This is a genomic window from Bradyrhizobium sp. 23AC (assembly GCF_054863025.1).
Genome location: NZ_JAVAYN010000015.1, coordinates 35,001 through 60,909, shown reverse-complemented (window position 1 = coordinate 60,909; position 25,909 = coordinate 35,001). Strand labels below are relative to the sequence as shown.

Below are 25,909 nucleotides of genomic sequence, written 5' to 3'. Positions count from 1 at the left end.
CGCGATTAACTCTAGTGATCCTTTACCGCCGCACGGCAACGCCGGTGAGTTCGGCGGCATGGTGACGGCCGAGACCGATCGCGCTGGCGCAAGGTGGTCGAGCTGTGGGGAGCAGGAAGGAGTAGCGCGCAGCACCTGCCGACGCTAGCCGCTACGCCTGTAGCGCAAGTGCGGCGGCGGCGCGTGAACCGGATAATACGGATTGAGATCGCAGATCGCGGATCGGCCATAGGCCGTGGCGCGGCACTGAGGCAACGAGGTGAAGGAGCAGTCGTACCACTCCCCACCTCCCCCGTTCGCACCTGAATAAACGTGCATGCAGACGGGATAGCGCGGATCAAAAGTCTGCGCATGCGACGGCGCGGCTGCGAGCACCGCGCCCACGGTCACGACCATTCCGAACGTGAAGCGCATGAACTGTGTTCCGGTACGAGGCATCGGATCGCTAGTGCACCTTCTTGTGACGCCGGCGCGGCTGCGGCGGCGGCTGGTCGAAGGCGTAGTAGGGGTTGACGTCGCAGCTCGCCGAGCGGCCCGACGCGGTCGCACGGCACTGCGGCAGCGAGGTGAAGGAGCAGTCGAAATAATCGCCTCCGCCACCGCCGAAGCCGCCGCCGGGCGTGTAAACGTGCATGCACACCGGGTAGCGCGGATCATAGGTCTGGGCGCTGGCATCTGCCGCGACGAACAGCGCGGCAATCGCGGTGAGGGTCAAAATCGACAGGCGCATGGACTTAATCCTCGAATCGACGGCGTCGGCGGATCTGATGCCGGCAGCCTCGTATGGCATAACACCAGGCCGGAGGCGACTGTTCCTAGGGACAGATGACGGCAAGGTGAGCGCTGCGGGCTGCGGCGCTAGGCGCCGAGCCCCTGCAGCACGAGCCGGTTCAGCCTTGCGGCAAACGCAGCCGGGTCTTCCGGCAACTCGCCGTCCAGGATCTGCGCCTGCTCGAGCAGGAGCAGGCTGAGATCGTCGACCGCCTTCGAGCCGGCTTGCGCCTTGGTGATCGCGCCCACCATCGGATGGCGCAGATTGATCTCCAGGATCGGCTTGGTCTTCATGCCGCGGTTCTGCTGCGACAGGATGCGTTCGAGTTCGCGGCTCGGGCCCTGGCTGTCGGCGACGAGGCAGGAGGCCGAGCTGGTGAGACGCGTCGAGGCCTTGACGTCGCTGACACGCTCGCCGAGCGCAGCCTTGATCACGGCAATGGTGGCCGCTTCATCCGCCTCGGGCTCGTCCTTCTTTGCCTCGTCCTTGTCGTCGACGCGCGGAATCAGATCGAGATTGAGATCGCCCTGGCTCAGTGACTTCAGCGGCTTGCCGTCGAACTCCGACGGCATCGAGGTCCAGAACGCATCGACGGGATCGGACAGCAGCAGCACCTCGATGCCGCGCGCGGTCGCAGCCTCCAGCCGCGGATTGGATTTCAGCCGCTCGATGCTGTCGCCGACGAGATAATAGATCTCGGTCTGGTTCGGCTTGAAATCGGCGATGACCTGCTTCAGCGACCGCGTCTCGCCCGACGTCGTGGTGAAGCGCGACAGCGCCAGCAGCTTTTCGCGGCGCTCGAAATCCTCGTAAATGCCTTCCTTGAGCACCGCGCCGAAGGCGTCCCAGATCTTGGCAAAGTTCTCCGGATCCTTCTCGGCCAGGCTTTCGAGCTCGGACACGACCCGGGTCGCCACGGCTTTCCGGATCTGCGCCAGCTGCGGATTGTTCTGCAGCATCTCGCGCGAGATGTTGAGCGGGAGATCCTCGCTGTCGACGACACCGCGGATGAAGCGCAGATATCCCGGCAACAGATCGGCATCATCGGTGATGAAGACGCGGCGGACGTAAAGCTTCACCCGGCCCTTGCGGTTCGGCTCGAACAGGTCGAACGGCTTGGTCGAGGGCGCGAACAGCAGCACTGCGTAGGAGTAGCGGCCTTCGGCGCGGTAATGCAGCGTCATCGCGGGATCGTCGAAGGCGGAGGCGATCTGCTGATAGGCCTTCTTGTAGTCCTCCGGCGTCAGCTCGGATTTCGAGCGTTGCCACAGCGCGCTGGCCGAATTGATCTGACGGGGCTCGCCTTCTTCCGGCACCAGCTCGATCGGGAACAGGATGTTGTCGGAATAGGCACCGACGACGCGCTCGATCTCAAAGCTCTCGAGATATTTCTTGGCGTCGTCCTTCAGGTGCAGGACGATCTCGGTGCCGCGCGCCAGGCGCGCCGCCTCCTCGTCGCCGGCACGGGCGATCTCGAAGCCGGAGCCGCCGGAGGACGTCCAGGTCCAGACGTCGCTCTCGCCGGCGCGGCGGCTGACCACGACGATCTTGTCGGCGACCATGAAGGCGGAATAGAAGCCGACGCCGAACTGGCCGATCAGGCCGAGGCCGTCCTTGGCCTCCTTCAGCTTCGACACGAATGCCTTGGTGCCGGAGCGGGCGATGGTGCCGAGATGGTCGATCAGCTCCTGCCGCTCCATGCCGATGCCGTTGTCGGCGATCGTGAGCGTCCCGGCCGCCTTGTTCGGGATGATGCGGATCTTGAGCGCGTCGCCCTCGCCGAGCAGCGAAGGGGTTGCGATCGCCTCATAGCGCAGCTTGTCGCAGGCGTCCGAGGCGTTGGAGACGAGCTCGCGCAGAAAGATGTCGGTCTCCGAATAGACGGAGTGCACCATCAGGTGCAAAAGCTCGGAAACCTCGGCCTGGAAGGGCTGCGTATGCACAGCCGTGTCTGACGTCGTCATGCGTTTACCCGGTCAAAACGAAAGGGAAGAAACCCGGGATATAACGCGAGCGTAGAGGGGATCAAGTGGACGTGAAGAATCGTCCTCCCGGCGGGAGAACGATCTATCCGGCGCCCGGGCGGATCAGGTCACGCAGCGGCCGGGCTGGAGCAGCTTTGCGACCTCGGTCAACGAGCTGACCATCGGCTCGCAGGCGATCGTCGGCCTGTTGCGCACCTTCTTCTGGTTCTGGAGCAGCACCGGCGGCTTGGCATTGCCGGTCTCGATCACCGCGGGGACCCGCAGCAGCACCGAGGTGTCGGCGAGGTCATTCAGCCGCATCGAGACGGTGCGGGTCGGAACTGCTGCCTGCTTGACCTCGGCGAGCCGGTCGGCCTTGCCGGTCCGATTGACATTGTGGCCGGGCTTGTCGGCCTTGTCGGCGACCGCCTGCCAGCGGTCTGCCAGATCATGGCCCGAAGCCAGTTGCACGGCACCGAGTGTCGCAGCAACGGCGACGACGCTCAAAAATACCTTATGAATCTGTGACATGGCTGTCGATCCCTCGCCCCATGGCGATCGCGGGAACAACGCCGGTGAAGGATCAGGGGTTCTTAGCGGTTACGATCACTTAACCGTGTGCGACAAATACGACAGCGTGCGCAAAATATTTCGCGAGGGGTGGAACGACTTTCGCAGACTGGAGTCGTCTCAACAGCCGGCTATTCCCCCCTGCCCCATAAGCCGGTGACGTAGGGCGCGACTGTGGTGATGCCAGTCGCGCCTTACTTTTTTCTGGGGTTCATTTCGCGGCCAGCCAGTCGCGCCCTTCGCCATAGAGCTTCTCGACCTCGGGCCCGATCAGGCCCGGCATGTCGCGCTTGACCTTGTAGCCGATCAGCTCCTGCATATAGGCGAGGTGGCGATAGCCTTCGGGCAATGCGGCCAGCGCTGTCTGGTCGAGGCGGAGCTCTGCTGCGGGATCGACGGGGTCGATCCGGTCCTTTTCATAAATCGGCTGGCGGCGGACGATGCCCCATTTTCCCCGTCGCTTTTCCAGGAAATCGTAGAAGCGGCCGGTGCAGACGACGTCGCAAACGACGTCGTGCACCGGGGCGCGCTGCGAGATCGTCATCTTGGTCTGCGCGATGGCCCGCTCGCCTGCGAGATCGATGCTGGTGCCGCCAAGGAAATGCAGGATGCGAACGCCCCTGGCGAACCCCTCCTGGCTGACGCGCATGAAATCCCGCGCCGGCCCCTGAAACCAGGTGGCGGACATCCAGCCCTCTTCATGCCAGACCGTGGCAAACCGCTCCCAGTCACCGGCATCCCGCCAGACCGCCCAGTTCTCGACGAGGTCGCGAATGGCGAGGCGATCGAGGAGTTGCTGGTCCATGGGCACATCTCCGACTGGGATCAATGCAGGAGGTATGAGCGGCGAAGCCGACGCACGTCAAGCACGGCAGGCGACACGAAAAATCCGGCGTGCCTTGCAGCACGCCGGATCGGATCGTTTGGCCAAATGGCCAGCTCTATTAAGCCGCCGGCGCCTTCGGTGTGCGGTTGCGCGAGTTGCGCTGGAAGAACAGCGCCTGGCTCGCCACCGCCGACACCATCGCGGGCTGGAACGGTTTTGAGATCAGGAACGCCGGCTCGGGCCGCTCGCCGGTGAGGAAGCGCTCCGGGTATGCGGTGATGAACACCACCGGCACCTCGAACGTGCGCAGCAATTCGTTGACGGCGTCGAGGCCCGACGAGCCGTCGGCGAGCTGGATGTCGGCGAGGATCAGGCCGGGCCGCCTGTTCTTGGCCAGCGCCACCGCATCGGCATGCGTGCGCGCGACGCCGACGACGTTGTGGCCGAGATTCTTCACCAGGCTCTCGAGGTCCATGGCGATGAAGGTCTCGTCCTCGATGATCAGCACGTCGGTGGCGATCTCGGCGGCCATCTCGCGTCCGGCGGCATCTGCAAGCCGCCGCGTCTCGGCGACGTCGGTGCCGAGGATGTAGCCGACTTCCTCTTCCGAGAATCCCTCCAGCGAGAGCAGCAGGAAGGCCTGGCGCGGCAGCGGCGTGATGTTCGACAGCCGCCGCTCCGGTGGCATCGGCAAGGTCGTCACCTCGGAATCATCATTGACGGAGACCGAATTCCAGATCTGGGTGAACAGCCGGAACAGGCCCGCGCGCGGCCCATGGCTCTCGTCGAGCACCGAGGGATCCCCCAGCATGGCTTCCAACATGGCTGCGACATAGGCGTCACCGGAGGCCTGGCTGCCCGTCAGGGCGCGTGCGTACCGGCGCAATAAGGGCAAGTGTTCAGCAACAAGCTGTGAACGGGACATCCCCACTCCATTCATCTTCGGGCCAACCTTGACGTCCAGGCAATCCGAGGGGGGCCCGGGTTCCCCTGCTCGGCTGATTACGCCTCAGGCCAAGAAAAGTTCCGTCTGAGCGGGAACTTTTTCTCGAACCTGGAATTGAGCCTATCCAGGGAACGGCTCCCGGTTGAGAAAACCTCTCGATTTTACAGTCACTTAACTCGGGGAAACGTGGAACAGGTCATGAAAGATCTCAAGTCTCAAGCCAGCAGAAGCACGACCCCCGGCAAGGGAGGCCTCACTCCGGAGATACAATCCCGGATCGGGCACCAGTTGCGCGCCATGTATGATGATGTGGTGCGACAAGGGGTTCCAGATCGGTTCGCAGAACTGATCAAGAAGCTTGATGCGCCAGGAGCGACACCCCACGTGGGACATGAAGGCGGATCCAACGACAACAATGGGAGGGATTAATGCCTCTCACGGACTCCCTGCGTAACGACATCCTGGCGGCCGTGCCTAGTCTGCGCGCGTTCGCCATTTCGCTCAGCGGCAATGCGGACCGCGCCGATGATTTGGTCCAGGAGACGCTGCTCCGCGCGCTCGCCAACATCGACTCGTTCCAGCCCGGCTCCAATCTGCCGGCATGGCTGTTCACGATCCTGCGCAACCTTTTCCGCTCCGACTATCGCAAGCGGCGGCGCGAGGTCGAGGATGCCGAAGGCAACTACGCCAAGACGCTGAAGACACAGCCGTCGCAGAACGCGCATCTCGAGTTCGAGGAGTTTCGTACGGCGCTCGACAAGCTTCCGCAGGACCAGCGTGAAGCGCTGATTCTGGTCGGTGCCTCCGGCTTCTCCTACGAAGACGCGGCCTCGATCTGCGGCTGTGCGGTCGGCACGATCAAGAGCCGCGTCAACCGCGCGCGCTCGAAGCTCGCTGCGCTGCTCTATGTCGATGGCGCCGAGGATTTTGGCCCGGACGAGACCGTGCGGGCCGTGATCGGCGGCAGCGGCGGCTGACGGCCGGCGCCAACCCCGAGCTCAGATGAGACGAAGGCGGCCGCTTCCGCGGCCGCCTTCGCGCGCGTCCGATAACGATGGCGCAGAGCTGCGTCGCTTGATCAATCGTCTGCGAACGTCACGGTCTCGGCCACGCTGGCGCGCGAGGTGCGGTAGCTGTTGACCTTGTGGGCGTCGTCGGCATAGCCGAACGAAATGCCGCAGACGACGCGGCGATCGTCGGGCAGATTGAAGTGGCGGCGGATCAGCCCGGAATGCCGCGCGAGCGCCGCCTGGGGAATCGTGCCGAGCCCGAGCGCCTGCGCGGCCAGCATGAAATTGCTGACATAGGCGCCGCAATCGATCGCACCGTAGATGCCGAGCGGCTCATTGGTGTGAATGATGGCGACATGCGGCGCGCCGAAGAAATTGTAGTTCTCCAGCGCCTGCCTGGCGTAGGCGCTTCTGTCGCCGCGGGCGATGCCGAGCGTGTTGTAGAGCTGAAAGCCGCTCTCGCGGCGGCGTTCCAGATAGACACCGACATACTCGCGCGGCGGCGTGAAATCGTAATCGTCGCCGAGACCGCCGGAAGCCTCCGTGTAGATCAGCTGGCGGAAGCGCTCCTTGGCCTCGCCGCTGGCGATGATGACCTGCCAGGGCTGGCTGTTGCACCAGGACGCAGTGCGCTGCGCGGTGGTCAGCACATGCTCGATGGTCGCGCGGTCGACCTCTTTGGGAAGGAAGGCGCGGACGGAGTAGCGCTCGTTGAGCAGCTCTTCGAGCACGCCGATGCGATCGTTTTGTTTGACGGTAGCGTCCATGGTTCAGCTCGCGCTCTTCTCGTAGGGTGGGCAAAGGCGCATCGCGCCGTGCCCACCGACAGACTTGCTCCGGAGCATCTGCATATGGTGGGCACGCTTCGCTTTGCCCACCCTACGAGATGCAGCGAGAAGTGAGATCACCGCCCCTCGGTCGGGATCTTGTTGTACGGCACGTCCTTGTCGACGCGGATGTCGCCGGGCAGTCCCAGCACGCGCTCGGCGATGATGTTGCGCAGGATCTCGTCGGTGCCGCCGGCGATGCGCATCGAGGGCGAGGACAGCAGCATCTGCTGGAACTGGCCCTGCACCGTCTCCTCGTCGCTGCCCGTGAGAACACCGGCCGCGCCTTGCAGGTCCATGGCATAGGTCGCGATGTCCTGCAGCATCATGCCCGACACCAGCTTGCCGATCGAGTTCTCCGGGCCCGGCCGCTCGCCCTTCGACAGCGCCGAGATCGTGCGATAGCTGGTGTATTTCAGCCCGCTCGACTTCGCCGCCCAGCTCGCGAGCTTTGAGCGCACGGCAGGATCGTCGATGGCAAGCCCGTCCTCCAGCATCAGATTGGAGCAAAACTCGAACATCTCAGGCACGCCGGTCGCAAGGCGCGAGCCGATCGACATGCGCTCGTTCATCAGCGTGGTCAGCGAGACGCTCCAGCCCTCGCCGACAGCCCCTAACCGCTGGCTGTCTGGGATCACGACGTCGGTGAAATAGACCTCGTTGAACTCCTGCATGCCATTGGCCTGCCTGATCGGACGCACCTCGACGCCGGGGCTCTTCATGTCCAGGAAGAACATGGTGAGGCCCTTGTGCTTCGGCACGTTCGGATCGGTCCGCGCGATCAGGAGACCGTAGTCGGAGTAATGCGCGCCAGAGGTCCAGATCTTCTGGCCGTTGACGACCCAATTGTCGCCTTTTTTCTCCGCCCGGGTGCGCAAGCCTGCGACGTCCGAACCGGCGGACGGCTCGGAGAACAGCTGGCACCAGATCTCCTCGCCGGAGGCAAGCTTCGGCAGGTACCTGCGCTTGGCATCCTCGCTGCCGAACGCCATCACGGTCGGACCGCACATGCCCTCGCCGATCTGGAACGGCTGCGTCAGCTTGCCGTAGACGCCCTCTTCCTGCTGCCAGATCACCTTCTCGATCGGCGTCGCGCCACGGCCGCCATACTCCTTCGGCCAGTGCAGGCAGGCCCAATTGCCTTCGAACTTCTTCTTCTGCCAGGCCTTGCCGACCTCGACGATATCTTGCTTGGCAAGCCGAATGCGGCCGAGCGAGGATTTTGACAGCTCGACGTGCAGCTCTTTCGGCGCATTGGCGTCGACCCATTGGCGCGCGGTAGCGCGGAATGCGGCTTCCTGCGGGGTGTCATCGAAATTCACGGCGGACCTCTCAATCCTTGCGCGGTGGGTAGGGTGGGTTAGCCGAAGGCGTAACCCACCGCTTCTGTCGAGCGTAGTTGCAGCCGATGGTGGGTTACGCCGAGTGAATGCGCGTTGCGCATCCACCCAGCTAACCCACCCTACGATTCTAGCCTCTTCCCTTCGTCGGGATCTTGTTGAACGGCACGTCCTTGTCGACCCTGATATCGCCGGGCAGGCCCAGCACCCGCTCGGCGATGATGTTGCGCATGATCTCGTCGGTGCCGCCTTCGACACGCGTGCCGGGCGCGCGCAGCAGCATCGCCTGGAAACGGCCGGCGAGCTCGCCATCCTCGCCGCTGATCACCCCGCTCGCGCCTTGCAAATCGAGCGCGTAGGTCGCGACGTCCTGGATCATCGAGCCCGCCACCAGCTTGCCGATGGAATTCTCCGGCCCCGGCCGTTCGCCCTTCGACAGCGCCGAGATCGCGCGCATGCTGGTGTATTTCAGCCCGCTCGCCTTCACTGCCCAGTTCGCCAGCTTCGAGCGCACCGCGCGGTCCTCGATCGCCGGCCCGTCATCGAGCATCAGGCTGGAGCAATATTCGAACAATTCCGGGAAACCGGTCGAGACGGCCGCGCCGATCGCGCTGCGCTCGTTCATCAGCGTGGTCAGCGAGACGTTCCAGCCGTCGCCGACCTCGCCGAGGCGCTGGTGATCGGGAATGCGCACATTGGTGAAATAGACCTCGTTGAAGTCCGACGCGCCGCTTGCCTGCTTGATCGGCCGCACTTCGACGCCGGGGCTCTTCATGTCCAGGAAGAACATGGTGAGGCCCTTGTGTTTGGGCACCGTGGGATCGGTGCGCGTCAGCAGGATGCCGTAGTCGGAATAATGCGCGCCCGAGGTCCAGATCTTCTGGCCGTTGATGACCCAGTCGTCGCCGTCCTTCTCGGCGCGCGTGCGCAGGCCCGCGACGTCGGAGCCGCCGGCCGGCTCGGAGAACAGCTGACACCAGACCTTTTCGCCCGAGGCCAGCGGCGGCAGATAGGTCCGCTTATGCTCCTCGCGCGCGAACGCCATCATGGTCGGCCCGCACATGCCGTGACCGATGATGAACATGCGGGAGAGCTGGCCGAACGGCCCCTCCTCCTGCTGCCAGATCACGCGCTCGATCGGCGATGAGCCGCGGCCGCCATACTCCTTCGGCCAGTGCAGGCAAGCCCAGCCGGCGTCGGCCTTCTTCTTCTGCCACGCCTTTGCGACCTCGAGAATGTCAGCGTTCTTGAGCACGGTGCGGCCGAGCGAGGATTTGCGCAGCTCGTCCTCGTATCGCTTTGGCGCATTCGCACCGATCCAGGCGCGGGCGGTGGCGCGAAATTCGGCTTCCTGCGGGGTGTCGTCGAAGTTCATGGTCTTTTCTCTCGATTTCGTTCCCCGGACGCTGCGCAGCACGAAGTGATGCGCTGCAGATCCGGGGTCCATTTCGGCCTCTAGGTCCCGGCTCTGCGAAGCGGCATTGCATGCCGCATCGCGTCCGGGACACGAGCGGCGGACTAGGCCGCATTCTTCTTCCGCATGCGGTCGATCAACTGATCTTCCCAATAGGTGAGGCTGCCGAGCCCGAGCGCCATCGCGTTGGCGCGGCGGTAGTACATGTGGCAGTCGAACTCCCAGGTGAACCCCATGCCGCCGTGAACCTGGATGTTGTTCTTGGCACAGTGCTGGAACGCCTGCGTCGCGCTGATGCGCGCGGCAGCAGCGGCTTCCGGCAATTCAGCCGCGTTGGTCGAGAGTGCCCAGGCGCCGTAATAGCTGTTGGAGCGCGCCAGAGTCGCCGAAACATACATGTCGGCGAGCATGTGCTTGACCGCCTGGAACGAGCCGATCTGGCGACCGAAGGCGATGCGGTCGAGCGCGTAGTCGCGGCCCATCTCCAGCGCGCGGTCGGAGCCGCCGACCTGCTCGAACGCACAGAGCACCGCGGCGCGATCGAGCACCTGGGTGAGGATGCTCCAGCCTTCGCCCGCAGCTCCCAGTGGCTCAGCCTTGCAGTCTTTGAAGGCGATCTCGGCCTGCCCGCGGGTCGGATCGAGATTGGTGAGGCTTTTCACCTCGACGCCGCCGGCTTTGAGATCAACCAGGAACAGCGAGATGTCGCTGTCGCGACCGCTCGATCCGTTGCGCGCCGCGACCACCGCGAAATCGGCGATGGTGCCATCCGCGACCGGCTTCTTGACGCCGTTGAGCACGCCGTTCGCAGCGGTGAGCTTGACGTTCTTCGGCGACGGATTGCCCTTGCCCTCGAACAGCGCCAGCGTGCCGATCGCCTCGCCCGAGGCAATCGCCGGCAGCCACGTCTTCTTCTGCGCGTCACTGCCGGCAATCAGCAGCGCTTCGGCGGCGAGATAAACGGTCGAGGAGAACGGCACCGGCGCGTTCGCGCGTCCCATCTCCTCCGCGATCACGCAGAGTTCGAGATGGCCGGCGCCGGCACCGCCGAACTCCTCGGGGATCGCGACGCCGAGGAAACCCATCTCCGCGAGGCCCTTCCAGAGCTCCTTGTCGTAGAGAGCCTTGCCGTCGAGCACGATGCGCACCGCTTTGGGCGAGCATTTCTCGGTGAGGAATTTGCGCGCCTGATCGCGGAGCTGCTTCTGGTCGTCGGAGAAATCGAAGTTCATGGCGGGCTACCCTATTATTTGCTGTTCTGTAGGATGGGTGGAGCGAGCGATACCCATCGATTGTCTGAGCAAGAATGATGGGTTTCGCTGCGCTCTACCCATCCTACCGTCTTCATCGCAGCACGATCACATCCTGATCCGGCTTGTCCGCATAGAGCCGCTCCACCAGCGCGGCGCGGCGTTCCAGGCCGGCGCGCTGGTTGATGTAGCCCTTGTCGGTAAGCTCGTTGCCGTCGATCGAGGGCGGCTCGACCATCAACATGGCGCGCGCGATGATGCGGCTGCTGGCGCCTTCACAGTCCCGGTTGTGAGCCTCTAACCCACGCCTGAAGCAGGCGATCACCTCGGGATGCTTCACTGCGTCCTCGAAGCTGAGATCGGCGTTGCCGACAAGTTGCCGGCAGGCGTGCAGGTTTGGCCAGGCGAGCAGGCCGATGAAGGCCCGGTCCTGCCCCGCGACCAGCGCGTCGTGCACGACAGGCGTCGCTGCGGCGATGGCATCGGTGCGGAGTGAGCCGACATGCACGAAGGTGCCGGTGGTCAGTTTGAAGTCTTCGACCACGCGGCCTGCAAAGATGATGCCCTTCACCGGATCGGAATCGTCGACAAAGATGCCGGCATCGCCGATGCAGTAATAGCCCTCCTCGTCGAACATCGTCTTGGTGAGATCGGGCTGGCCGAAATAGCCGGGCGTGACGTTGACGCCGCGCAGACGCAGCTCATATTTCGGGCCGCACGGCACCATCTTCAACTCGACGCCGGGAAATGGCAGGCCGATCAGGCCGACGCGCTCAGTGTCCCAATAAGTGCCGGTCGAGGTCGGCGCGGTCTCGGTCGAGCCCCAGCCGGTGTAGAACACGATGCGCTCGCCGGTGGTCTTCACCGCGAGAGCCTGCATGCGGTCGTAGAGATCGTCAGGCAGCCGTGCACCGCCATAGGCCATGATCGAGAGGTTCTTGAAGAACGAGCGGCAGAGCGCGTCGTCCTTCTCCATGGCGGCCGCAAGCGCCGCATAGCCGGCCGGGACATTGGCGTAATAGGTCGGCGAGATCTCGCGCAGGTTCCGCAGCGTCTCCTCGAATTGGCCCGGCATCGGCCGGCCATCGTCGATATAGAGCGTGCCGCCATCGACCAGGATCGGGTGGAATGCCGCGTTGCCGCCCATGGTATGATTCCACGGCATCCAGTCCAGCATGGTCGCAACAGGGCCATCAGCCGAGCGCGGCCGCACCTGCATCATCATCGCCGCATTGGCGCACATCATCTTCTGCGTGTTGATGACCGCCTTGGGCATGCCGGTCGAGCCTGACGTGAACAGCAGCTTGCCGACGGTGTCGGGCGTGATTTTCGCGATCGACTCCTCGACGTCCCCGGTCACCGGAGTTGCCGCGAGCTCAGCAAAGCTGACGCTCTTGATGCCCTCACATGGCCGCGCGACGTGAACCACGGTGACGCCGGCGAGGTCGATCGCCTTCAGTGCCTTCTCGAACGTCGGCCCGTCCTGCACCATCACCACGGCCGGTTTGATCAGGTCGAACAGGTACTTCAGCTTGACGTGATCGTGGCTCATCAGGGAATAGGCCGGCGACACCGGCGCCGCGGGCGCACGCGCCTGCATCGCGGCCTGCGTCATCAGCGCATGCTCGATCGAATTGCCGGAGAGGATCGCAACGGGACGACCATCGAGAGCGAGATTGAGCAGGCCTTGGGTCAGCGCATCCACGGTGCGCTTGGCTTCGCCATAGGATACCTTGCGCCATGCGCGGTTCGCGCCACCGCGCTGGGCGAGCCAGATGCGCTCGGGCGCTTCCTTCGCCCATTTGGCCAGCGACGCCGGAATGTGCGTCTCGTAAGCTTGCAGCGGAATGCGCGACTTCAGCACCACCGTGCCGTCGTCGCGGCGCTCGACGTCGATGTCGCGCGCAAGCCATTCGATCTTGCGAAAGGCGGGCTTCGTCATCACAGCCGCCGCGCTTCCACTCATTTTGCGTCTCCCGGAATTATCGTCCTTTGCGGATCGTTCTCGTTCAGCGCTTGATATAGACAGGCTTTCGCTTCTCAAGGAAGGCCCTGATGCCTTCCGAAAATTCCTCGGAACGGCTGCACAGGACCTGGTTGCGATCCTCCATGGCGATAACCGCTTCCAGTGATCCCGCATCGACGCTCATGTTGAGGCATTCCTTGGACAGACGCAGGCCCACGGGCGAGGCCGTCATCATCGCCTCGACATAGGGCTCGGCTGCCGCATCGAGCTTGTCTTCGTCGACGACCTCCGAGACCAGCCCGACCGCCAGCGCGCGCTCGGCGCCGATGAACCGGCCCGTGAGGATCAGCTCCGACGCCACGGACACGCCGACCAGCCGCGGCAGGAAATAGCTGGTGCCGATGTCGCAGCCGCCGAGGCCGAGCTTGATGAAGGCGCAATTCATCCGCGCCAACTTCGTCGCGATGCGGATGTCGGAGGCAAGCGCCAGCGCAAAACCGCCGCCGGCGGCCGCGCCCTGCACGAGAGAGATGATTGGTTGCGGACAACGCCGCATCAGCATGACGATGTCGGCGATGCGGCGCTGCGAATCCAGCGACTCAGTGACGCCAGGCGGCTCCTGCTGCCCAGCGCGGCGGGCCATCGCAGCCTTGAGGTCGAGGCCCGCGCAAAAATTCTTGCCTGCGCCCCGGAGCACGACGACGCGCGTGTCACGGTTGCGTTGAAGGCTCTGGAAATAGTCGTTGAGTGCGTCGATCAACGCCGGATCGAGCGCGTTAAGGTGCTCGGGCCGATTGAGCGTCACCCGGTCGACGCCGTCGTCATGCTCGATCAGCAGCGGTTGGGACATGGGGGCCTCGTGCATCCGTCGTGAGCCGGACTGCCACCCTCCCCTGGAGGGGGAGGGTCGATCGCGCGCAGCGCGAGCGGGGTGGGGTGACGGTCTCTCCCCACCGAACAGTGCCCGAGTGGAGAGATCACCCCACCCCGGCGCTTCGCGCCGACCCTCCCCCTCAAGGGGAGGGTCAGAAGCACCGCCCTACCTCGGCGCCATACGGATGGCGCCGTCGAGGCGGATGGTCTCGCCGTTGAGCATCGGATTCTCGACGATGTGCACGGCGAGCGAGCCGTATTCCTTGGCATCGCCGAGACGCGAGGGATGCGGCACCTGCGCGCCCAGGCTCTTGCGGGCTTCCTCGTTCAGGCCCATCAGCAGCGGCGTGAAGAACAGGCCGGGCGCGATGGTGTTGACGCGGATCTTCTGGCTGGCGAGATCGCGCGCAGCCGGCAAAGTCAAACCGACGACGCCGCCCTTCGAGGCCGAATAGGCGATCTGGCCGATCTGGCCCTCGTAAGCGGCAACCGAGGCCGTGTTGACGATGACGCCGCGCTCTTCGCCGACCGGCTCGATCGTGACGAGGCGCTCGGCGAACAGCCGCAGGCAGTTGAAGGTGCCGATCAGATTGACGTTGATGATGCGCGCGAACTTCTCCAGGGGATAGACGCCGTCGCGGCCGACGATGCGCTGCGAGCCGCCGATGCCGGCGCAATTCATCAGCACCCGGGCGACGCCGTGCGCGGCTTCCGCCTTGGCGATCGCGGCCTTGATCTGCTCTTCGCTGGTGACGTCGGCATGGAGCGCGACGCCCTTCACCTCGGCCGCGACCTTCTCGGCATTCTCCTTGTTCTGGTCGATCACGCCGATCTTGGCGCCCTTGGCCGCCATGGCGCGGGCGGTCGCCTCGCCGAGGCCCGAACCACCGCCGGTGATGAGAACGGCTACGTCTTTCAATTCCATGACAGGCTACCTTTCCTTGGACGTTTCTTCTCTAGACTTGAGAGTTGCGGCCGGATCATCCGGCCGCGGCAGCTTCCCCGGCTTGCGTGAGGATGCCGCCGCAGATCAGCGTTTCCATGTGCTTGATATATTGCCGGCAGACATCATCGGTGACCGGGCCGACGCCGGTCGCGCGAGACATCGCGTGCCGGCCGAAGAACAGATGATCGCAGGCGCCGATCAGGCTGGTGTAGAACAGCACCGGATCAGTGGCGCGGAACTCACCGTGGCTGATGCCTTCGGCGAGCAGGCGGCGGTGAAAGTCGAGCAGCGGCGCCACGAAGAATTTCGACACTTCGTCAGCGGAGGCCGTGTTGGTCTCGTGCAGCAGGTAGTGGATCAGCCGGTTCATGTAGGGGAACCGGTGATAGGCGCGGATGATGCCGCCGATATGCAGCTTGAGCTTCGCCGTCGCCGTGATCGGCTGCGCCAGCAGATATTCAAGATTGGACATCTCGGTCGCGGCATCCCGCGCGAGCAGTGCCAGCAACAGGCCGTCCTTGTTGCCGAAGTGATATTTGACCAGCGCGGCGTTGGCGCCCGACTTCTGCGCGATGTCGCTGAGCGAAATCTCGATCGAGGAGCGTTCGATCATCAGCTCGCTCGCGGCCACGAGCAATTTCTCTGCCGTGGAATTTTTTCCGCTGGGGAGCCTGTTCGGTACGCTGGTAGCCACGGAGTTCCCTGAATGCCGTCGAGACGGGCGCAGATAAGCCCAAGCAGCGGCTCATCACAAGAATTAATTGAACGATTGACTAAATCATCTTGCGTCCCTTAAATCCGCCCCGACAACCGACCCAATCAAGAATTCAGGGAGAAACCGACATGGCCGAGGCTTACATCGTCGCCGCTGCGCGTACCGCGGGCGGGCGCAAGGGGGGCCGTCTCGCCGGCTGGCATCCGGCCGATCTCGCCGCAAAGGTGCTGGACGAGTTGGTCGACCGCACCAAGGTCGATCCTGCCCTGGTCGAGGACGTGATCATGGGCTGCGTGATGCAGGTCGGCGAGCAGTCCAACAATGTCGCGCGCAACGCGATCATGGCCTCGAAGCTGCCGGAGAGCGTGCCGGGCACCTCGATCGACCGCCAGTGCGGCTCCTCGCAGCAGGCGCTGCACTTTGCCGCGCAAGCGGTGATGTCCGGCACCATGGACGTCGTGATCGCCGCCGGCGTGGAATCGATGACGCGCGTGCCGATGGGCCTGTCCTCGCAGCTTCCGGCCAAGAACGGCTTCGGCAATTACAAGAGCCCGGGCATCGAGGCGAGATATCCGAACATCGTGTTCAGCCAGTTCACCGGCGCCGAGATGATGGCCGAGAAGTACGGCCTGTCGAAGAATGATCTCGACGAATATTCCTATAACAGCCATCAGCGCGCGATCGCGGCAACTCAAGCCGGCCACTTCAAGAAGGAGATCGTGCCGCTCGAGATCACTCGCGCCGACGGCAGCAAGGACACCCACCACATCGACGAAGGCATCCGCTTCGATGCTACGCTCGAGGGTATCAAGGGCGTCAAGCTGATCGCCGAGAATGGCAAGCTGACCGCGGCCAGCGCCAGCCAGATCTGCGACGGCGCCTCCGGCGTCATGGTGGTCAACGAGCGCGGCCTCAAGCAGCTCGGCGTCACACCGCTGGCGCGCATCCATCACATGACCATGACCGGCGGCGATCCCGTGATCATGCTTGACGCGCCGCTGCACGCCACCAAGCGCGCGCTGGAGAAGGCCGGCATGAAGATCGGCGACATCGACCTGTTCGAGGTCAACGAGGCCTTCGCCTCGGTGCCGACCGGCTGGCTCAAGACCACCGGCGCCGACCCTGACCGCCTCAACGTCAATGGCGGCGCCATCGCACTCGGCCATCCGCTCGGCGGCTCCGGCACCAAGCTGATGACGACGCTGGTTCACGCTCTGCATCAACGCGGCAAGCGCTACGGCCTGCAGACCATGTGCGAAGGCGGCGGCATGGCCAACGTGACGATCGTGGAGCGGCTGTAAGAAGAACAAAAGCGAGTAGTGAGTGGCGAGTAGCGAATGGTGAGTAGGCGAAGAGCGGTTGCCCTTCTCCCCTATTCGCCACTCGTTACTCGCCATTCGCGTTTTGAGGAAACGCCATGACCCACCCCTCCATCCACGCCCGCACCACGCCCGACAAGATCGCCTACCAGATGGCTGGGACCGGCAAGGCGATCACCTATCGCGAGCTCGACGAGCTTTCGAACCAGGGCGCGCATTTGTTCCGCTCGCTCGGCCTCAAGGCCGGCGACCACATCGCGCTGCTGATGGAGAACCGCCTCGCCTTCATGGAGCTCTGCTGGGCCGCGCAGCGGAGCGGGCTCTATTACACCGCGATCAGCCGCTATTTGAAGCAGGACGAGATCGACTACATCATCGCCGATTGCGGCGCCAAGGTCGTGATCACGACGCCGAAATGCGCCGACCAGATCAAGGGCCTGATCAAGGGCGCCGACGGCGAGCCGATCTTCTACATGATGGACGAGCCGATGCCGGGCTTCCGCTCCTACGACAAGGAAGCCGCCGCGCAGCCGATCACGCCGATCGCCGACGAGGTCGCCGGCTACGACATGCTGTATTCGTCCGGCACCACCGGCCGGCCCAAGGGCGTCAAGAAGGCGTTCGAGGGCAAGCCGATCGACGAGCCGAACGCATTCCTGCGCGTGCTCTGCGCCAACATGTGCGGCATGAACGCCGACACAATCTATCTTTCTCCGGCGCCGCTCTATCACGCCGCTCCGTTGCGCTTCAACATGATGGCGACCGTGCTCGGCGGCACCTCCATCATCATGGAGCACTTTGACGCCGAAGAATTCCTGAAGCTGGTCGAGACATACAAGGTGACGCAGTCGCAGCTGGTGCCGACCATGTTCGTGCGCATGCTGAAGCTGCCGGACGAGGTCCGCGCAAAGTACAACGTCGCCACGCTCAAGGGTGCGATCCACGCCGCTGCCCCCTGCCCGGTCGACGTGAAAGCGAAGATGATCGAATGGTGGGGGCCGATCCTGATCGAGTACTATGCTGGCTCGGAAGGCAATGGCGTCACCGTCTGCAGCTCGAAAGAATGGCTGGAGCATCGCGGCAGCGTCGGCCGTGCCGTGGTCGGCAAGATCAAGATCCTCGACGAGAACGACGAGGAGCAACCGCTCGGCGAGATCGGCACGGTCTATTTCGCCGACGCGCCCGCGTTCACCTATCACAACGACCCCGAGAAGACGAAGAAGGCCTACAACGCCAAGGGCTGGTCGACGCTCGGCGATGTCGGCTATCTCGACAAGGAGGGCTTCCTCTATCTCACCGACCGCAAGTCCTACATGATCATCTCGGGCGGCGTGAACATCTACCCGCAGGAGACCGAGGACGTGCTGATCACCCACCCCGACGTCGCCGATGTTGCGGTGTTCGGCGTGCCGAACGAGGAGATGGGTGAAGAGGTGAAGGCAGTGGTGCAGCCGCACGACATGAATCGTGCCGGCAAGGCGCTCGAGGCCGATTTGATCGCCTATTGCAAGGGCCGCCTCTCCGCCATCAAGTGCCCGCGTTCGATCGATTTCGAGCCCGAGCTGCCGCGCACGCCCACAGGCAAACTGGTGAAGCGGCACCTGCGCGATAAGTATTGGCCGAAGACGACGGCGAAGATTTAGCGGAGGACTCGTAGGGTGGGCAAAGGCGCGAAGCGCCGTGCCCACGACCTTTCCATGTTACGACGAGATGGTGGGCACGCTTCCGCTTTGCCCACCCTACGAAGTCAGCGCAAGCCGCCTCAATCAAACAAACTCGGCGTGTGGTTCACCAGCGCGCCTTCGATCTCGAGCATCTTCAGCTTCGTCACCACGCCGCCGTTCGCCGAGAAGCCGCCGGGCTTGTTGCCGGCCGCCAGCACGCGATGGCAGGGCACCACGATCGGGCACGGGTTGTGGCCGAGCGCCTGGCCGACGTCGCGCGAGAGCTGGACGCCGCCGAGCTGCTTGGCGATGTCGCCATAGGTGATGGTCTTGCCGGGCGGGATGGCGCGGGCGATCGCATAGACGCCGCGATTGAAGTCGGGCACGCCGTCGAGATCGAGCTCGATATCGGTGAGGTCATCCGGCTCGCCCGCGAGCAGCTTGACGATGCGGTCGATCGCCTGTTGCACCTCGGCAGTCGGCTCGGCCTCGACGGCGTCACCGTGGCGCTGGCTGATGCGGGTGCGGATCTTCTGCTCGCCGCCCATCGGCAATTGCGTGCCGTTGATGCCGCGCGGGCCCCAGGCGATGGCGCAGAGGCCGATCCTGGTGTCAAACAGGGCGAAATGCTGGTCGGTCATGGCTTGGTTCCTGGCTTGCGTTGCCGTCGCATGCCCCCAATGTGATCTCGGGCTAAATCTAGGCTTGGAAATAGTTGCGATCCACCCGGTTTCCGGGAATCTTGCACAGGAGTTCCAATCCCTTCGCGAGCCCGGAATGCAAAGCCTCCACGTCAACGAATACGACATGCCCTATCTCGATGTGGGCGAGGACCGCGGCCGGCCGCCGCTGATCTGCGTGCACGGTTCGCTCAACGATTTCCGGGTCTGGGGCTGCGTGCTCGGCCCGCTGACCCAGCGGCACCGGGTGATCGCTGTCAGCCTGCGGCACTTCTTCCCGGCGCGATGGGACGGCATCGGCGACACCTACTCGATCGCCCAGCATGTCGACGATGTCATCGCCTTCATCGAGGAGCTCGACCTCGGCCCGGTCGACCTGATGGGCCATTCCCGCGGCGGGCACATCTGTTTCCGCGTGGCGCAGCGGCGGCCGGATCTGCTGCGGCGGCTGATCCTGGCCGAGCCCGGCGGCGAACTCGATGCGAGCCTCGACCCCGATTATGCCGGCGGGCCCTCGCCGCTGCTGGCGCGTTTCACGGCCTCGGCCGAGAAGATCGCCGCCGGCGATGTCGACGGCGGGCTCGCCGTGTTCGTGGACACGCTGGAAGGCCCCGGCACCTGGCCGCGGCTGCCGGCCCTGGTGAAGCAGAATTTGCGCGACAACGCCACTACGCTGATCGGGCAGGTCCGTGATAACCGCCCGCCGTTCTCGAAGGCGGATGCGGAGGCGATCAAAATGCCGACGCTGTTCATCCTGGGGGCGCGGACCAAGGGCCTGCTGCCGAAGGTGCTGCATGCGCTCGCCGCGCACGTGCCCTATTCGAAGACGGCGATCATCCCGAACGCGACGCATCCGATGTTCGAGCAGGCGCCGCAGAAATACTCCGAAGTCGTCCTGGATTTTCTGGCGAGCTGATCATGCAGACATTCCACGTCAACGGTTACGACATGGCCTATCTCGAAGTCGGAGAGGGCCATCCGCTGGTCTGCGTGCACGGCACGCTCGGCGACTTCCGCACCTGGTATTCGGTGCTCGGCCCGCTGTCGAAGGCGCATCGGGTGATCTCAGTCAGCCTGCGGCATTTCTTCCCCGAGCATTGGGACGCCGTCGGCGACGACTACAAGATGGCGCAGCATGTCGCCGATATGATCGCCTTCATCGAGGAGCTCGACCTCGGCCCCGTCGACCTGATGGGCCATTCGCGCGGCGGTCACATCGCGTTTCGCGTGGCGCAGGCGCGGCCTGATCTGGTGCGAAAGCTGGTGCTGGCCGAGCCGGGTGGCGATCTCGACGCATCGCTGCCGGTGCCGGAAGGCACGCCCGCACATCCGCCGCTGGCCGCGCGCACCGCGCGATCGGTCGAGATGATCCGCGCCGGCAATATCGAGGGCGCGCTGCAGAATTTCTACGAGGGCATCGAGGGCGATGGCTCGTGGCGGCGCGTGCCCGCGGCGGCGAAACAGCAGCTGCGCGATAACGCGCTGACGTTCCTCGGCCAAATCAACGAGCAGCGCAGGCCCTACACGCTCAGCGATGCGCAGGCGATCCGCACGCCGACACTGCTGATCGGCGGCGGGGCGACAACGGGAAGCCTCTCGGTGATGTGGCGCGTGCTCGCCGAGCACATCACGGGCAGCCGGACAGCAGTGATTCCGAACGCCGGCCACTGGATGTTCGAGCAGGCCCCGCTGGAGTTCGGCGAGGTGGTGAGCAGGTTCCTGGCGGAGTAAGTGCTCCCTCTCCCCGCAAGCGGGGAGAGGTGAAGACCTCACACCTTCCACACACCCACCGGCATCTTGATCGTTGCGTTCAGCCGGTTCCAGACATTGATGGTGGCAATCGAGAGGATCAGCGTTGCGAGCTCGCGCTCGTCGAAATGCTTGGCGGCCTCATTCCAGATCGCATCCGGTACCGGGTCCTCGCGATCGGCGAGGCGGGTGACGGCCTCGGTCAGCGCCAGCGCGGCGCGCTCGGCGTCCGAGAAATAGGGCGCATCGCGCCAGGCGGACACGGCGAACAGGCGCTCGTCGGTCTCGCCGAGCTTGCGGGCGATCTTGGGATGCATGTCGACGCAGACGCTGCAACCGTTGATCTGGCTGGCGCGCAGGTGCACCAGTTCCAGGAGCTTTTCCGGCAGGCCCTGCTTGGTCAGATTGCCGAGGGACTGCAGGACATTCATGGCGTCGGGGAGGACCATGACAGGGTGATTCATGCGGGCGTGCATCTTTTTCGTCTCCATCGCTCGAATTTCGAAGGTTCCGGTCACATCGGCCGGATTGGCTTCGTCATGGGCATGACGGATCGCGACGAGGGAATGTGACCGATGACCGAAAAAAACTTCGAAGACAATTTTCTCAGCCACCAGTTTGAGGCGAGCAGAGACCATCTGCGCGCGGTCGCCTACCGGATGCTGGGCTCCGGCGCCGAGGTCGACGATGCCGTGCAGGAGGCCTGGCTGCGGGTCAGCCGCTACGACATGTCCGATGTGGCGAATTTGCGCGGCTGGTTGACGACCGTGGTCGCGCGCATCTGCCTCGACATGCTGCGCACGCGGAAGTCGCGCAAGGAAGAGCCGATGGGCCCGCACGTGCCGGAGCCGGTCGACGAGACGCGGGAGCGCGAGGCGGAGATGGCTGACTCCGTCGGCGCAGCGCTGCTCGTCGTGCTCGAGACTTTGCAGCCGGCGGAGCGGCTCGCCTTCGTGCTGCACGACATGTTCGCAGTGCCCTTCGAGGAGATCGCGCCGATCGTCGGCCGCTCGGTCGACGCGTCGCGGCAGCTTGCGAGCCGGGCCCGGCGGCGCGTGCAGGGGGCGCCGGTGCCCGAGACCGACCTGTCGTGCCAGCGCGGAATCGTCGATGCCTTCCTCAAGGCGTCGCGCGAGGGCAATTTCGAGGGGCTGCTCGCCGTGCTCGATCCCGACGTCGTCTTCCGCGCAGATCAGGCCGCGGTGCGGCTCGGCTCGCTGCCTGAGATCCGCGGCGCGGACGCGGTCGCGCAGCTCTACAAGGGCCGCGCCCAGGCCGCGCGGACGGCGCTGGTCGACGGCGAGATCGGCGTTGCCGTCATCCTAGGTGGCCAGCTGCGCATCGCGCTGCGTGTGACGTTCAAGGACGAGCGCATTGCCGGGATCGAGGCGCTGGCCGATGCGGATGGGATCGCCGCGCTGGAGGTGGAGGTGCTGGAGGGTTGAAGCGGACGCTCTTTCCGCGAAAACAACCCCATGCACAGTAGACGGGTACAGCAATATCAAGAGCTTATCGGAGCCCTACCGGGCGACGTGAGCGTGGGCGCGCAGCCCGTCTTGACGTCCTCCCCCTCCCGCGATACCTTCGAATACGGAATTCCGTATTCCCTCGCAGGAGCTGCCGGCGTGATCCCTCTCGACCCGCTCCCGAACCTGATCGACCAGGTCTATGCCCGGATCCTGGAGGCGATCTCCGACCGCACGCTTCAGCCCGGCCAGCGCATCCGCCAGAACGAGCTCGCCGACAAGCTCGGCGTGTCGCGCCAGCCTGTCTCGCATGCGCTGCACCTGCTGCACCGCCAGGGTCTGGTCGCCGAGAGCGGGCGGCGCGGCTTTGAGGTCACCCAGCTCGATCCCGCGCGCATCCGCCAACTCTACGAGGTGCGCGGCGCGATCGACGCGCTGGCCGCGCGGCTTGCGGCGAAGCGCGCCGCCAGCGACGCGGCAGGACGCGCACGGCTGGAGGCCGCGTTCGCCGCGGGGCGCGGCATCGATCGCAACACGACACTCACTGAACTGATCGTGCTCGACGTGGATTTTCATCGCGCGATCTATCAGCTCGCCGGCAATCCCGTGATCGAGGAGACGATCGCGCCGCAATGGCCGCACATGCGCCGCTCGATGGCGACGGTGCTGTCGGAGCTCGACTATCGCGGCAGCGCCTGGGCCGAGCATGCCGACATCGCCGGATACATTCTCGCAGGCGACGTGAAGGCGGCCGAAGCCGCCGCGCTGGCGCATGCGCAGACGGCGGGACGGATGACTGAGGAGAGATTGAGAGCGACGGAGGAAGCGGCGGCGTAGCGATTTGCGCTGTCATTCCGGACGCGCGACGCGCGACTACGGGTGCGCAATTGCGCACCTGAGAATCTCGAGGTTCTCAGGTGCGCAAGTGCGCACCGGAGTTCGGTCCTGCGGACCGCCCGGAACGACGAAACAACAAATAAACAAAACAGGAGGGAAACGACCCATGAAACTGTCTCAGGAGCAATTGGAGTTCTTCCACCGCGAGGGCTGGCTGTTCCTGCCCGAGCTGTTCAATCAGGAGGAGGTCGATCTGCTGGCGCGCGAGGCGGTCGGTATCTACGACGCCAACCGTCCCGAAGTCTGGCGCGAGAAGAGTGGCGCGCCGCGCACGGCTTTCGCCGCGCATCTTTACAATGAGGCGTTCGGCCTCCTTGGCGCGCATCCGCGCATGATCGACCCAGTCGAGCAATTGTTCGGCGAGCCGGTCTACATGCACCAGTTCAAGATCAACGCGAAATCGGCCTTCACCGGCGATGTCTGGCAATGGCACCAGGATTACGGCACCTGGAAGCGCGACGACGGCATGCCGGAGCCGCGCGCCATGAACATCGCGATCTTCCTCGACGAGGTGATGCCGATCAACGGGCCCCTGATGCTGGTGCCGCGCAGCCAGAACGCCGGCGATCTCGAAGCCTCGCACGACCTCGCCACCACCTCCTATCCGCTGTGGACGCTGGACGAGGCGACCGTGACGCGGCTGGTCGCGCAGGGCGGCATCGTGGCGCCGACCGGCAAGCCCGGCGGCATGCTGATGTTCCACGGCAATCTCGTGCACGGCTCGGCCGGCAACATCACGCCCTTCCCGCGCAAGATCGTGTACCTGACCCTGAACGCGGTCTCGAACCACATCCGCACCCCCACGCGGCCGGACTATATCGCGCATCGCGACTTCGCCCCGATCAAGACGGTGGACGACGACGCGCTGCTGAGGCTCGCACGTGCGCCGCGGCAGGCGGCGGAGTAAGTAGGTCTCGTGCCCCGGACGCGGCGCAGCACGTCAGTGATGCGCTGCTGAGCCGGTGCCCACGCCGCACGGATAGCTTTTTTCTCTGGGTCCCGGCTCTGCGGAGCAGCGTTTCACGCTGCACCGCGTCCGGGACACGATACTTGATCGGATAGCAACATGAACCTCTTCCGCCTCCTCCAGGCCCGCGCTTCCGCCGGCAAGCCTGTCCGTGTCGCGCTGATCGGTGCGGGCAAGTTCGGCTCGATGTTTCTGGCGCAGGTGCCGCACACGCCGGGGCTGGAAGTGCCCATCATCGTCGACATCGACCGCGACCGCGCACGCGAGGCCTGCCGCACGGTCGGCTGGAGCGCCGAGCGGATCGCCGCAACCGTCTTCACCGATGACGGCGCGCGCGCCATTGCCGGCGGCGCGATGGACGTGGTGGTGGAGGCGACCGGAAATCCCGCCGTCGGGATCAGGCATGCGCGCGCCGCGATCGCGGCGGGCAAGCATATCGTGATGGTGAATGTCGAGGCCGACGTGCTGGCAGGTCCGCTGCTCGCCGAGGAAGCGCGCAAGGCGGGCGTGGTCTATTCGCTCGCCTATGGCGACCAGCCGGCGCTGACCGCCGAGATGGTCGACTGGGCCCGCGCTACCGGCTTCCGCGTCGTTGCCGCCGGCAAGGGGACCAAATATCTGCCGGCCTATCACGACGTTACACCGGATGGTGTCTGGCAGCATTACGGCCTGACTGCAGGCGAAGCGCAGTCGGCCGGCATGAATCCGCAGATGTTCAACTCCTTCCTCGACGGCACCAAATCGGCGATCGAGATGGCCGCGATCGCCAATGCCTGCGCCCTCGACGTGCCCGCAGACGGCCTGCTGTTTCCGCCCTGCGGCGTCGACGATCTGCCGCATATCATGCGGCCGCGCTCGCGCGGTGGCGTGCTGGATCGGTCGGGCCTGGTGGAAGTCGTCTCCTCGCTCGAGCGCGACGGAAGGCCGGTGTTTCGCGACCTGCGCTGGGGCGTCTATGTCGTGCTGGAGGCGCCCAACGACTACGCCGCCGACTGCTTCAGGCAATACGGCCTCAAGACCGACGCCAGCGGGCGCTTTGCTGCAATGTACAAACCCTATCATTTGATCGGGCTCGAGCTGAACATCTCGGTGCTGTCGGCCGCGCTGCGCGGCGAGCCGACCGGCCAGGCCAGCGGCTTCCGTGGCGACGTCGCGGCGGTCGCCAAGCGCAATCTGCGCGCGGGCGAGATGCTGGACGGCGAAGGCGGCTACACGGTGTGGGGCAAGCTGGTACCGGCAGCGGCCAGCCTGAAGGCCGGCGCGCTGCCGATCGGTCTTGCGCATCGCCTGAAGCTGAAACACGACGTCGCACACGGCGCGGTGGTGCACTGGAACGATGTCGAGTTCGACGCAGACAGTGAGACGGTGAAGGTTCGAAAGGCCATGGAAGCCGCATTCGCAGCGCAGCATTGAACGGCCGCGACGATAGCGCAACCAAAGTGCGCTTGATTTGCGCTCCCCCTTTGGTCATCCTGACCGTGATCCGGGACATCTAAATTTCGGACGCCAAGAAACGTCGGCCAGCGGCGAAGACCAAGCGACGCAAGATCGCGATCCCTCGTCGAGGACTCGACATCACAAGAAGAGGGGAGATGCATGGAACGTCGTAAATTCCTGACGAGAGGCGGGCTGGGCCTGGCCGCGAGTGCCGTTGCCGCACCGGCTATCGCACAATCGATGCCCGAGGTAAAATGGCGGCTGGCGGCGAGTTGGCCGAAATCACTTGATACGCTGTATGGCGGCTGCGA

The 25,909-nt window shown here is 64.7% G+C and carries 27 protein-coding genes (1 of these 27 running past the window's edge); 11 read left to right on the top strand and 16 right to left on the bottom strand.

Annotated elements, in window-relative coordinates:
* Positions 1 to 144 precede the first annotated feature (144 nt).
* The 6 genes from RAD10_RS28615 to RAD10_RS28590 all read right to left on the bottom strand — a co-directional run bounded on the left by RAD10_RS28615 (position 145) and on the right by RAD10_RS28590 (position 5,057).
* Positions 145 to 414, bottom strand: coding sequence for a DUF3551 domain-containing protein (locus RAD10_RS28615; RefSeq protein ID WP_461620124.1), 270 nt, complete (start codon positions 412 to 414; stop codon positions 145 to 147).
* Positions 415 to 445: 31 nt separating this feature from the next.
* Positions 446 to 730, bottom strand: a complete 285-nt coding sequence (locus tag RAD10_RS28610; RefSeq protein ID WP_104462753.1) for a DUF3551 domain-containing protein — start codon at positions 728 to 730, stop codon at positions 446 to 448.
* A gap of 128 nt (positions 731 to 858) precedes the next feature.
* Entirely contained in the window at positions 859 to 2,736 is a 1,878-nt protein-coding gene (gene htpG / locus RAD10_RS28605) for a molecular chaperone HtpG (protein ID WP_461620123.1), read from the bottom strand.
* 123 nt (positions 2,737 to 2,859) lie between these two features.
* The gene (locus tag RAD10_RS28600; RefSeq protein ID WP_461620122.1) at positions 2,860 to 3,267 is read right to left on the bottom strand and encodes a hypothetical protein; all 408 of its coding nucleotides are present in this window, start codon (positions 3,265 to 3,267) and stop codon (positions 2,860 to 2,862) included.
* A gap of 250 nt (positions 3,268 to 3,517) precedes the next feature.
* Positions 3,518 to 4,111, bottom strand: a complete 594-nt coding sequence (locus RAD10_RS28595; RefSeq protein ID WP_461620121.1) for a nuclear transport factor 2 family protein — start codon at positions 4,109 to 4,111, stop codon at positions 3,518 to 3,520.
* A 139-nt stretch (positions 4,112 to 4,250) separates the two neighbouring features.
* Positions 4,251 to 5,057: a response regulator gene (locus RAD10_RS28590; RefSeq protein WP_177237073.1), complete on the bottom strand. Its 807-nt coding sequence runs from the start codon at positions 5,055 to 5,057 to the stop codon at positions 4,251 to 4,253.
* A 219-nt stretch (positions 5,058 to 5,276) separates the two neighbouring features.
* Here RAD10_RS28590 and RAD10_RS28585 point away from each other — a divergent pair, with 219 nt between their 5' ends.
* Together RAD10_RS28585 and RAD10_RS28580 are read left to right on the top strand one after the other, a co-directional pair.
* Positions 5,277 to 5,507, top strand: a complete 231-nt coding sequence (locus RAD10_RS28585) for a NepR family anti-sigma factor (RefSeq protein WP_026201628.1) — start codon at positions 5,277 to 5,279, stop codon at positions 5,505 to 5,507.
* Positions 5,507 to 6,055, top strand: a complete 549-nt coding sequence (locus RAD10_RS28580; RefSeq protein WP_018316216.1) for a sigma-70 family RNA polymerase sigma factor — start codon at positions 5,507 to 5,509, stop codon at positions 6,053 to 6,055. The genes RAD10_RS28585 and RAD10_RS28580 overlap by 1 nt, the downstream gene beginning before the upstream one ends.
* 101 nt (positions 6,056 to 6,156) lie before the next feature.
* Here RAD10_RS28580 and RAD10_RS28575 read toward each other — a convergent pair whose 3' ends face one another.
* The 8 genes from RAD10_RS28575 to RAD10_RS28540 form a co-directional block, all read right to left on the bottom strand.
* Positions 6,157 to 6,855, bottom strand: a complete 699-nt coding sequence (locus RAD10_RS28575) for a nitroreductase (protein ID WP_461620120.1) — start codon at positions 6,853 to 6,855, stop codon at positions 6,157 to 6,159.
* 137 nt (positions 6,856 to 6,992) lie between these two features.
* Positions 6,993 to 8,237 (bottom strand): acyl-CoA dehydrogenase, encoded by a 1,245-nt coding sequence (locus RAD10_RS28570; protein WP_461620119.1) that lies wholly within the window; start codon positions 8,235 to 8,237, stop codon positions 6,993 to 6,995.
* Between the two features lie 148 nt (positions 8,238 to 8,385).
* Positions 8,386 to 9,630 carry an acyl-CoA dehydrogenase gene (locus RAD10_RS28565; protein ID WP_461620230.1) on the bottom strand — a complete coding sequence of 415 codons (1,245 nt, stop codon included), beginning with the start codon at positions 9,628 to 9,630 and terminating at the stop codon, positions 8,386 to 8,388.
* Positions 9,631 to 9,773: 143 nt separating this feature from the next.
* Positions 9,774 to 10,901: an acyl-CoA dehydrogenase family protein gene (locus tag RAD10_RS28560; protein ID WP_461620118.1), complete on the bottom strand. Its 1,128-nt coding sequence runs from the start codon at positions 10,899 to 10,901 to the stop codon at positions 9,774 to 9,776.
* A 112-nt stretch (positions 10,902 to 11,013) separates the two neighbouring features.
* Positions 11,014 to 12,885 carry an AMP-binding protein gene (locus RAD10_RS28555; RefSeq protein WP_461620117.1) on the bottom strand — a complete coding sequence of 624 codons (1,872 nt, stop codon included), beginning with the start codon at positions 12,883 to 12,885 and terminating at the stop codon, positions 11,014 to 11,016.
* A 43-nt stretch (positions 12,886 to 12,928) separates the two neighbouring features.
* Positions 12,929 to 13,735 (bottom strand): enoyl-CoA hydratase/isomerase family protein, encoded by an 807-nt coding sequence (locus RAD10_RS28550; protein ID WP_461620116.1) that lies wholly within the window; start codon positions 13,733 to 13,735, stop codon positions 12,929 to 12,931.
* A gap of 189 nt (positions 13,736 to 13,924) precedes the next feature.
* The gene (locus RAD10_RS28545) at positions 13,925 to 14,683 is read right to left on the bottom strand and encodes an SDR family NAD(P)-dependent oxidoreductase (protein WP_461620115.1); all 759 of its coding nucleotides are present in this window, start codon (positions 14,681 to 14,683) and stop codon (positions 13,925 to 13,927) included.
* A 55-nt stretch (positions 14,684 to 14,738) separates the two neighbouring features.
* Positions 14,739 to 15,317 carry a TetR family transcriptional regulator gene (locus RAD10_RS28540; protein ID WP_461620114.1) on the bottom strand — a complete coding sequence of 193 codons (579 nt, stop codon included), beginning with the start codon at positions 15,315 to 15,317 and terminating at the stop codon, positions 14,739 to 14,741.
* Between the two features lie 230 nt (positions 15,318 to 15,547).
* Here RAD10_RS28540 and RAD10_RS28535 point away from each other — a divergent pair, with 230 nt between their 5' ends.
* Both RAD10_RS28535 and RAD10_RS28530 read left to right on the top strand, forming a co-directional pair.
* Complete coding sequence (locus tag RAD10_RS28535; RefSeq protein ID WP_461620113.1) at positions 15,548 to 16,720, top strand: acetyl-CoA C-acetyltransferase; 1,173 nt, start codon at positions 15,548 to 15,550, stop codon at positions 16,718 to 16,720.
* A gap of 116 nt (positions 16,721 to 16,836) precedes the next feature.
* Entirely contained in the window at positions 16,837 to 18,381 is a 1,545-nt protein-coding gene (locus RAD10_RS28530; RefSeq protein ID WP_461620112.1) for an acyl-CoA synthetase, read from the top strand.
* Positions 18,382 to 18,500: 119 nt separating this feature from the next.
* Here RAD10_RS28530 and RAD10_RS28525 read toward each other — a convergent pair whose 3' ends face one another.
* Positions 18,501 to 19,043: a methylated-DNA--[protein]-cysteine S-methyltransferase gene (locus RAD10_RS28525; protein ID WP_461620111.1), complete on the bottom strand. Its 543-nt coding sequence runs from the start codon at positions 19,041 to 19,043 to the stop codon at positions 18,501 to 18,503.
* A gap of 136 nt (positions 19,044 to 19,179) precedes the next feature.
* Between RAD10_RS28525 and RAD10_RS28520 the strand changes: the two genes are divergently transcribed.
* Together RAD10_RS28520 and RAD10_RS28515 are read left to right on the top strand one after the other, a co-directional pair.
* Complete coding sequence (locus RAD10_RS28520) at positions 19,180 to 19,998, top strand: alpha/beta fold hydrolase (RefSeq protein ID WP_461620110.1); 819 nt, start codon at positions 19,180 to 19,182, stop codon at positions 19,996 to 19,998.
* 2 nt (positions 19,999 to 20,000) lie between these two features.
* Positions 20,001 to 20,813 (top strand): alpha/beta fold hydrolase, encoded by an 813-nt coding sequence (locus RAD10_RS28515; RefSeq protein ID WP_461620109.1) that lies wholly within the window; start codon positions 20,001 to 20,003, stop codon positions 20,811 to 20,813.
* 38 nt (positions 20,814 to 20,851) lie between these two features.
* Here RAD10_RS28515 and RAD10_RS28510 read toward each other — a convergent pair whose 3' ends face one another.
* Positions 20,852 to 21,307 (bottom strand): carboxymuconolactone decarboxylase family protein, encoded by a 456-nt coding sequence (locus tag RAD10_RS28510; RefSeq protein WP_461620108.1) that lies wholly within the window; start codon positions 21,305 to 21,307, stop codon positions 20,852 to 20,854.
* A gap of 99 nt (positions 21,308 to 21,406) precedes the next feature.
* Here RAD10_RS28510 and RAD10_RS28505 point away from each other — a divergent pair, with 99 nt between their 5' ends.
* The 5 genes from RAD10_RS28505 to RAD10_RS28485 all read left to right on the top strand — a co-directional run.
* Complete coding sequence (locus RAD10_RS28505) at positions 21,407 to 22,276, top strand: sigma-70 family RNA polymerase sigma factor (RefSeq protein WP_461620107.1); 870 nt, start codon at positions 21,407 to 21,409, stop codon at positions 22,274 to 22,276.
* 180 nt (positions 22,277 to 22,456) lie between these two features.
* Positions 22,457 to 23,134, top strand: coding sequence for a GntR family transcriptional regulator (locus tag RAD10_RS28500; RefSeq protein WP_461620106.1), 678 nt, complete (start codon positions 22,457 to 22,459; stop codon positions 23,132 to 23,134).
* Between the two features lie 166 nt (positions 23,135 to 23,300).
* The gene (locus RAD10_RS28495; protein WP_461620105.1) at positions 23,301 to 24,101 is read left to right on the top strand and encodes a phytanoyl-CoA dioxygenase family protein; all 801 of its coding nucleotides are present in this window, start codon (positions 23,301 to 23,303) and stop codon (positions 24,099 to 24,101) included.
* 159 nt (positions 24,102 to 24,260) lie between these two features.
* Positions 24,261 to 25,574: an NAD(P)H-dependent oxidoreductase gene (locus RAD10_RS28490; protein ID WP_461620104.1), complete on the top strand. Its 1,314-nt coding sequence runs from the start codon at positions 24,261 to 24,263 to the stop codon at positions 25,572 to 25,574.
* A gap of 183 nt (positions 25,575 to 25,757) precedes the next feature.
* On the top strand, positions 25,758 to 25,909 hold the 5' portion of the coding sequence (locus tag RAD10_RS28485) for a TRAP transporter substrate-binding protein (RefSeq protein ID WP_461620103.1). Its footprint extends 937 nt past the window's final position; only the first 152 of its 1,089 coding nucleotides appear in the window; its start codon is at positions 25,758 to 25,760; the stop codon falls past the right edge of the window.

Coding starts and splice junctions, on each gene's coding strand:
- RAD10_RS28535 (WP_461620113.1), top strand. CDS start 15,548: ATGGCCGAGGCTTACATCGTCGCCGCTGCGCGTACCGCGGGCGGGCGC.
- RAD10_RS28555 (WP_461620117.1), bottom strand. CDS start 12,885: ATGAGTGGAAGCGCGGCGGCTGTGATGACGAAGCCCGCCTTTCGCAAG.
- RAD10_RS28530 (WP_461620112.1), top strand. CDS start 16,837: ATGACCCACCCCTCCATCCACGCCCGCACCACGCCCGACAAGATCGCC.
- RAD10_RS28525 (WP_461620111.1), bottom strand. CDS start 19,043: ATGACCGACCAGCATTTCGCCCTGTTTGACACCAGGATCGGCCTCTGC.
- RAD10_RS28540 (WP_461620114.1), bottom strand. CDS start 15,317: ATGATCGAACGCTCCTCGATCGAGATTTCGCTCAGCGACATCGCGCAG.
- RAD10_RS28575 (WP_461620120.1), bottom strand. CDS start 6,855: ATGGACGCTACCGTCAAACAAAACGATCGCATCGGCGTGCTCGAAGAG.
- RAD10_RS28580 (WP_018316216.1), top strand. CDS start 5,507: ATGCCTCTCACGGACTCCCTGCGTAACGACATCCTGGCGGCCGTGCCT.
- RAD10_RS28510 (WP_461620108.1), bottom strand. CDS start 21,307: ATGCACGCCCGCATGAATCACCCTGTCATGGTCCTCCCCGACGCCATG.
- RAD10_RS28550 (WP_461620116.1), bottom strand. CDS start 13,735: ATGTCCCAACCGCTGCTGATCGAGCATGACGACGGCGTCGACCGGGTG.
- RAD10_RS28600 (WP_461620122.1), bottom strand. CDS start 3,267: ATGTCACAGATTCATAAGGTATTTTTGAGCGTCGTCGCCGTTGCTGCG.
- RAD10_RS28590 (WP_177237073.1), bottom strand. CDS start 5,057: ATGTCCCGTTCACAGCTTGTTGCTGAACACTTGCCCTTATTGCGCCGG.
- RAD10_RS28615 (WP_461620124.1), bottom strand. CDS start 414: ATGCGCTTCACGTTCGGAATGGTCGTGACCGTGGGCGCGGTGCTCGCA.
- RAD10_RS28505 (WP_461620107.1), top strand. CDS start 21,407: ATGACCGAAAAAAACTTCGAAGACAATTTTCTCAGCCACCAGTTTGAG.
- RAD10_RS28585 (WP_026201628.1), top strand. CDS start 5,277: ATGAAAGATCTCAAGTCTCAAGCCAGCAGAAGCACGACCCCCGGCAAG.
- RAD10_RS28520 (WP_461620110.1), top strand. CDS start 19,180: ATGCAAAGCCTCCACGTCAACGAATACGACATGCCCTATCTCGATGTG.
- RAD10_RS28560 (WP_461620118.1), bottom strand. CDS start 10,901: ATGAACTTCGATTTCTCCGACGACCAGAAGCAGCTCCGCGATCAGGCG.
- RAD10_RS28595 (WP_461620121.1), bottom strand. CDS start 4,111: ATGGACCAGCAACTCCTCGATCGCCTCGCCATTCGCGACCTCGTCGAG.
- htpG (WP_461620123.1), bottom strand. CDS start 2,736: ATGACGACGTCAGACACGGCTGTGCATACGCAGCCCTTCCAGGCCGAG.
- RAD10_RS28610 (WP_104462753.1), bottom strand. CDS start 730: ATGCGCCTGTCGATTTTGACCCTCACCGCGATTGCCGCGCTGTTCGTC.
- RAD10_RS28545 (WP_461620115.1), bottom strand. CDS start 14,683: ATGGAATTGAAAGACGTAGCCGTTCTCATCACCGGCGGTGGTTCGGGC.
- RAD10_RS28490 (WP_461620104.1), top strand. CDS start 24,261: ATGAACCTCTTCCGCCTCCTCCAGGCCCGCGCTTCCGCCGGCAAGCCT.
- RAD10_RS28495 (WP_461620105.1), top strand. CDS start 23,301: ATGAAACTGTCTCAGGAGCAATTGGAGTTCTTCCACCGCGAGGGCTGG.
- RAD10_RS28565 (WP_461620230.1), bottom strand. CDS start 9,630: ATGAACTTCGACGACACCCCGCAGGAAGCCGAATTTCGCGCCACCGCC.
- RAD10_RS28515 (WP_461620109.1), top strand. CDS start 20,001: ATGCAGACATTCCACGTCAACGGTTACGACATGGCCTATCTCGAAGTC.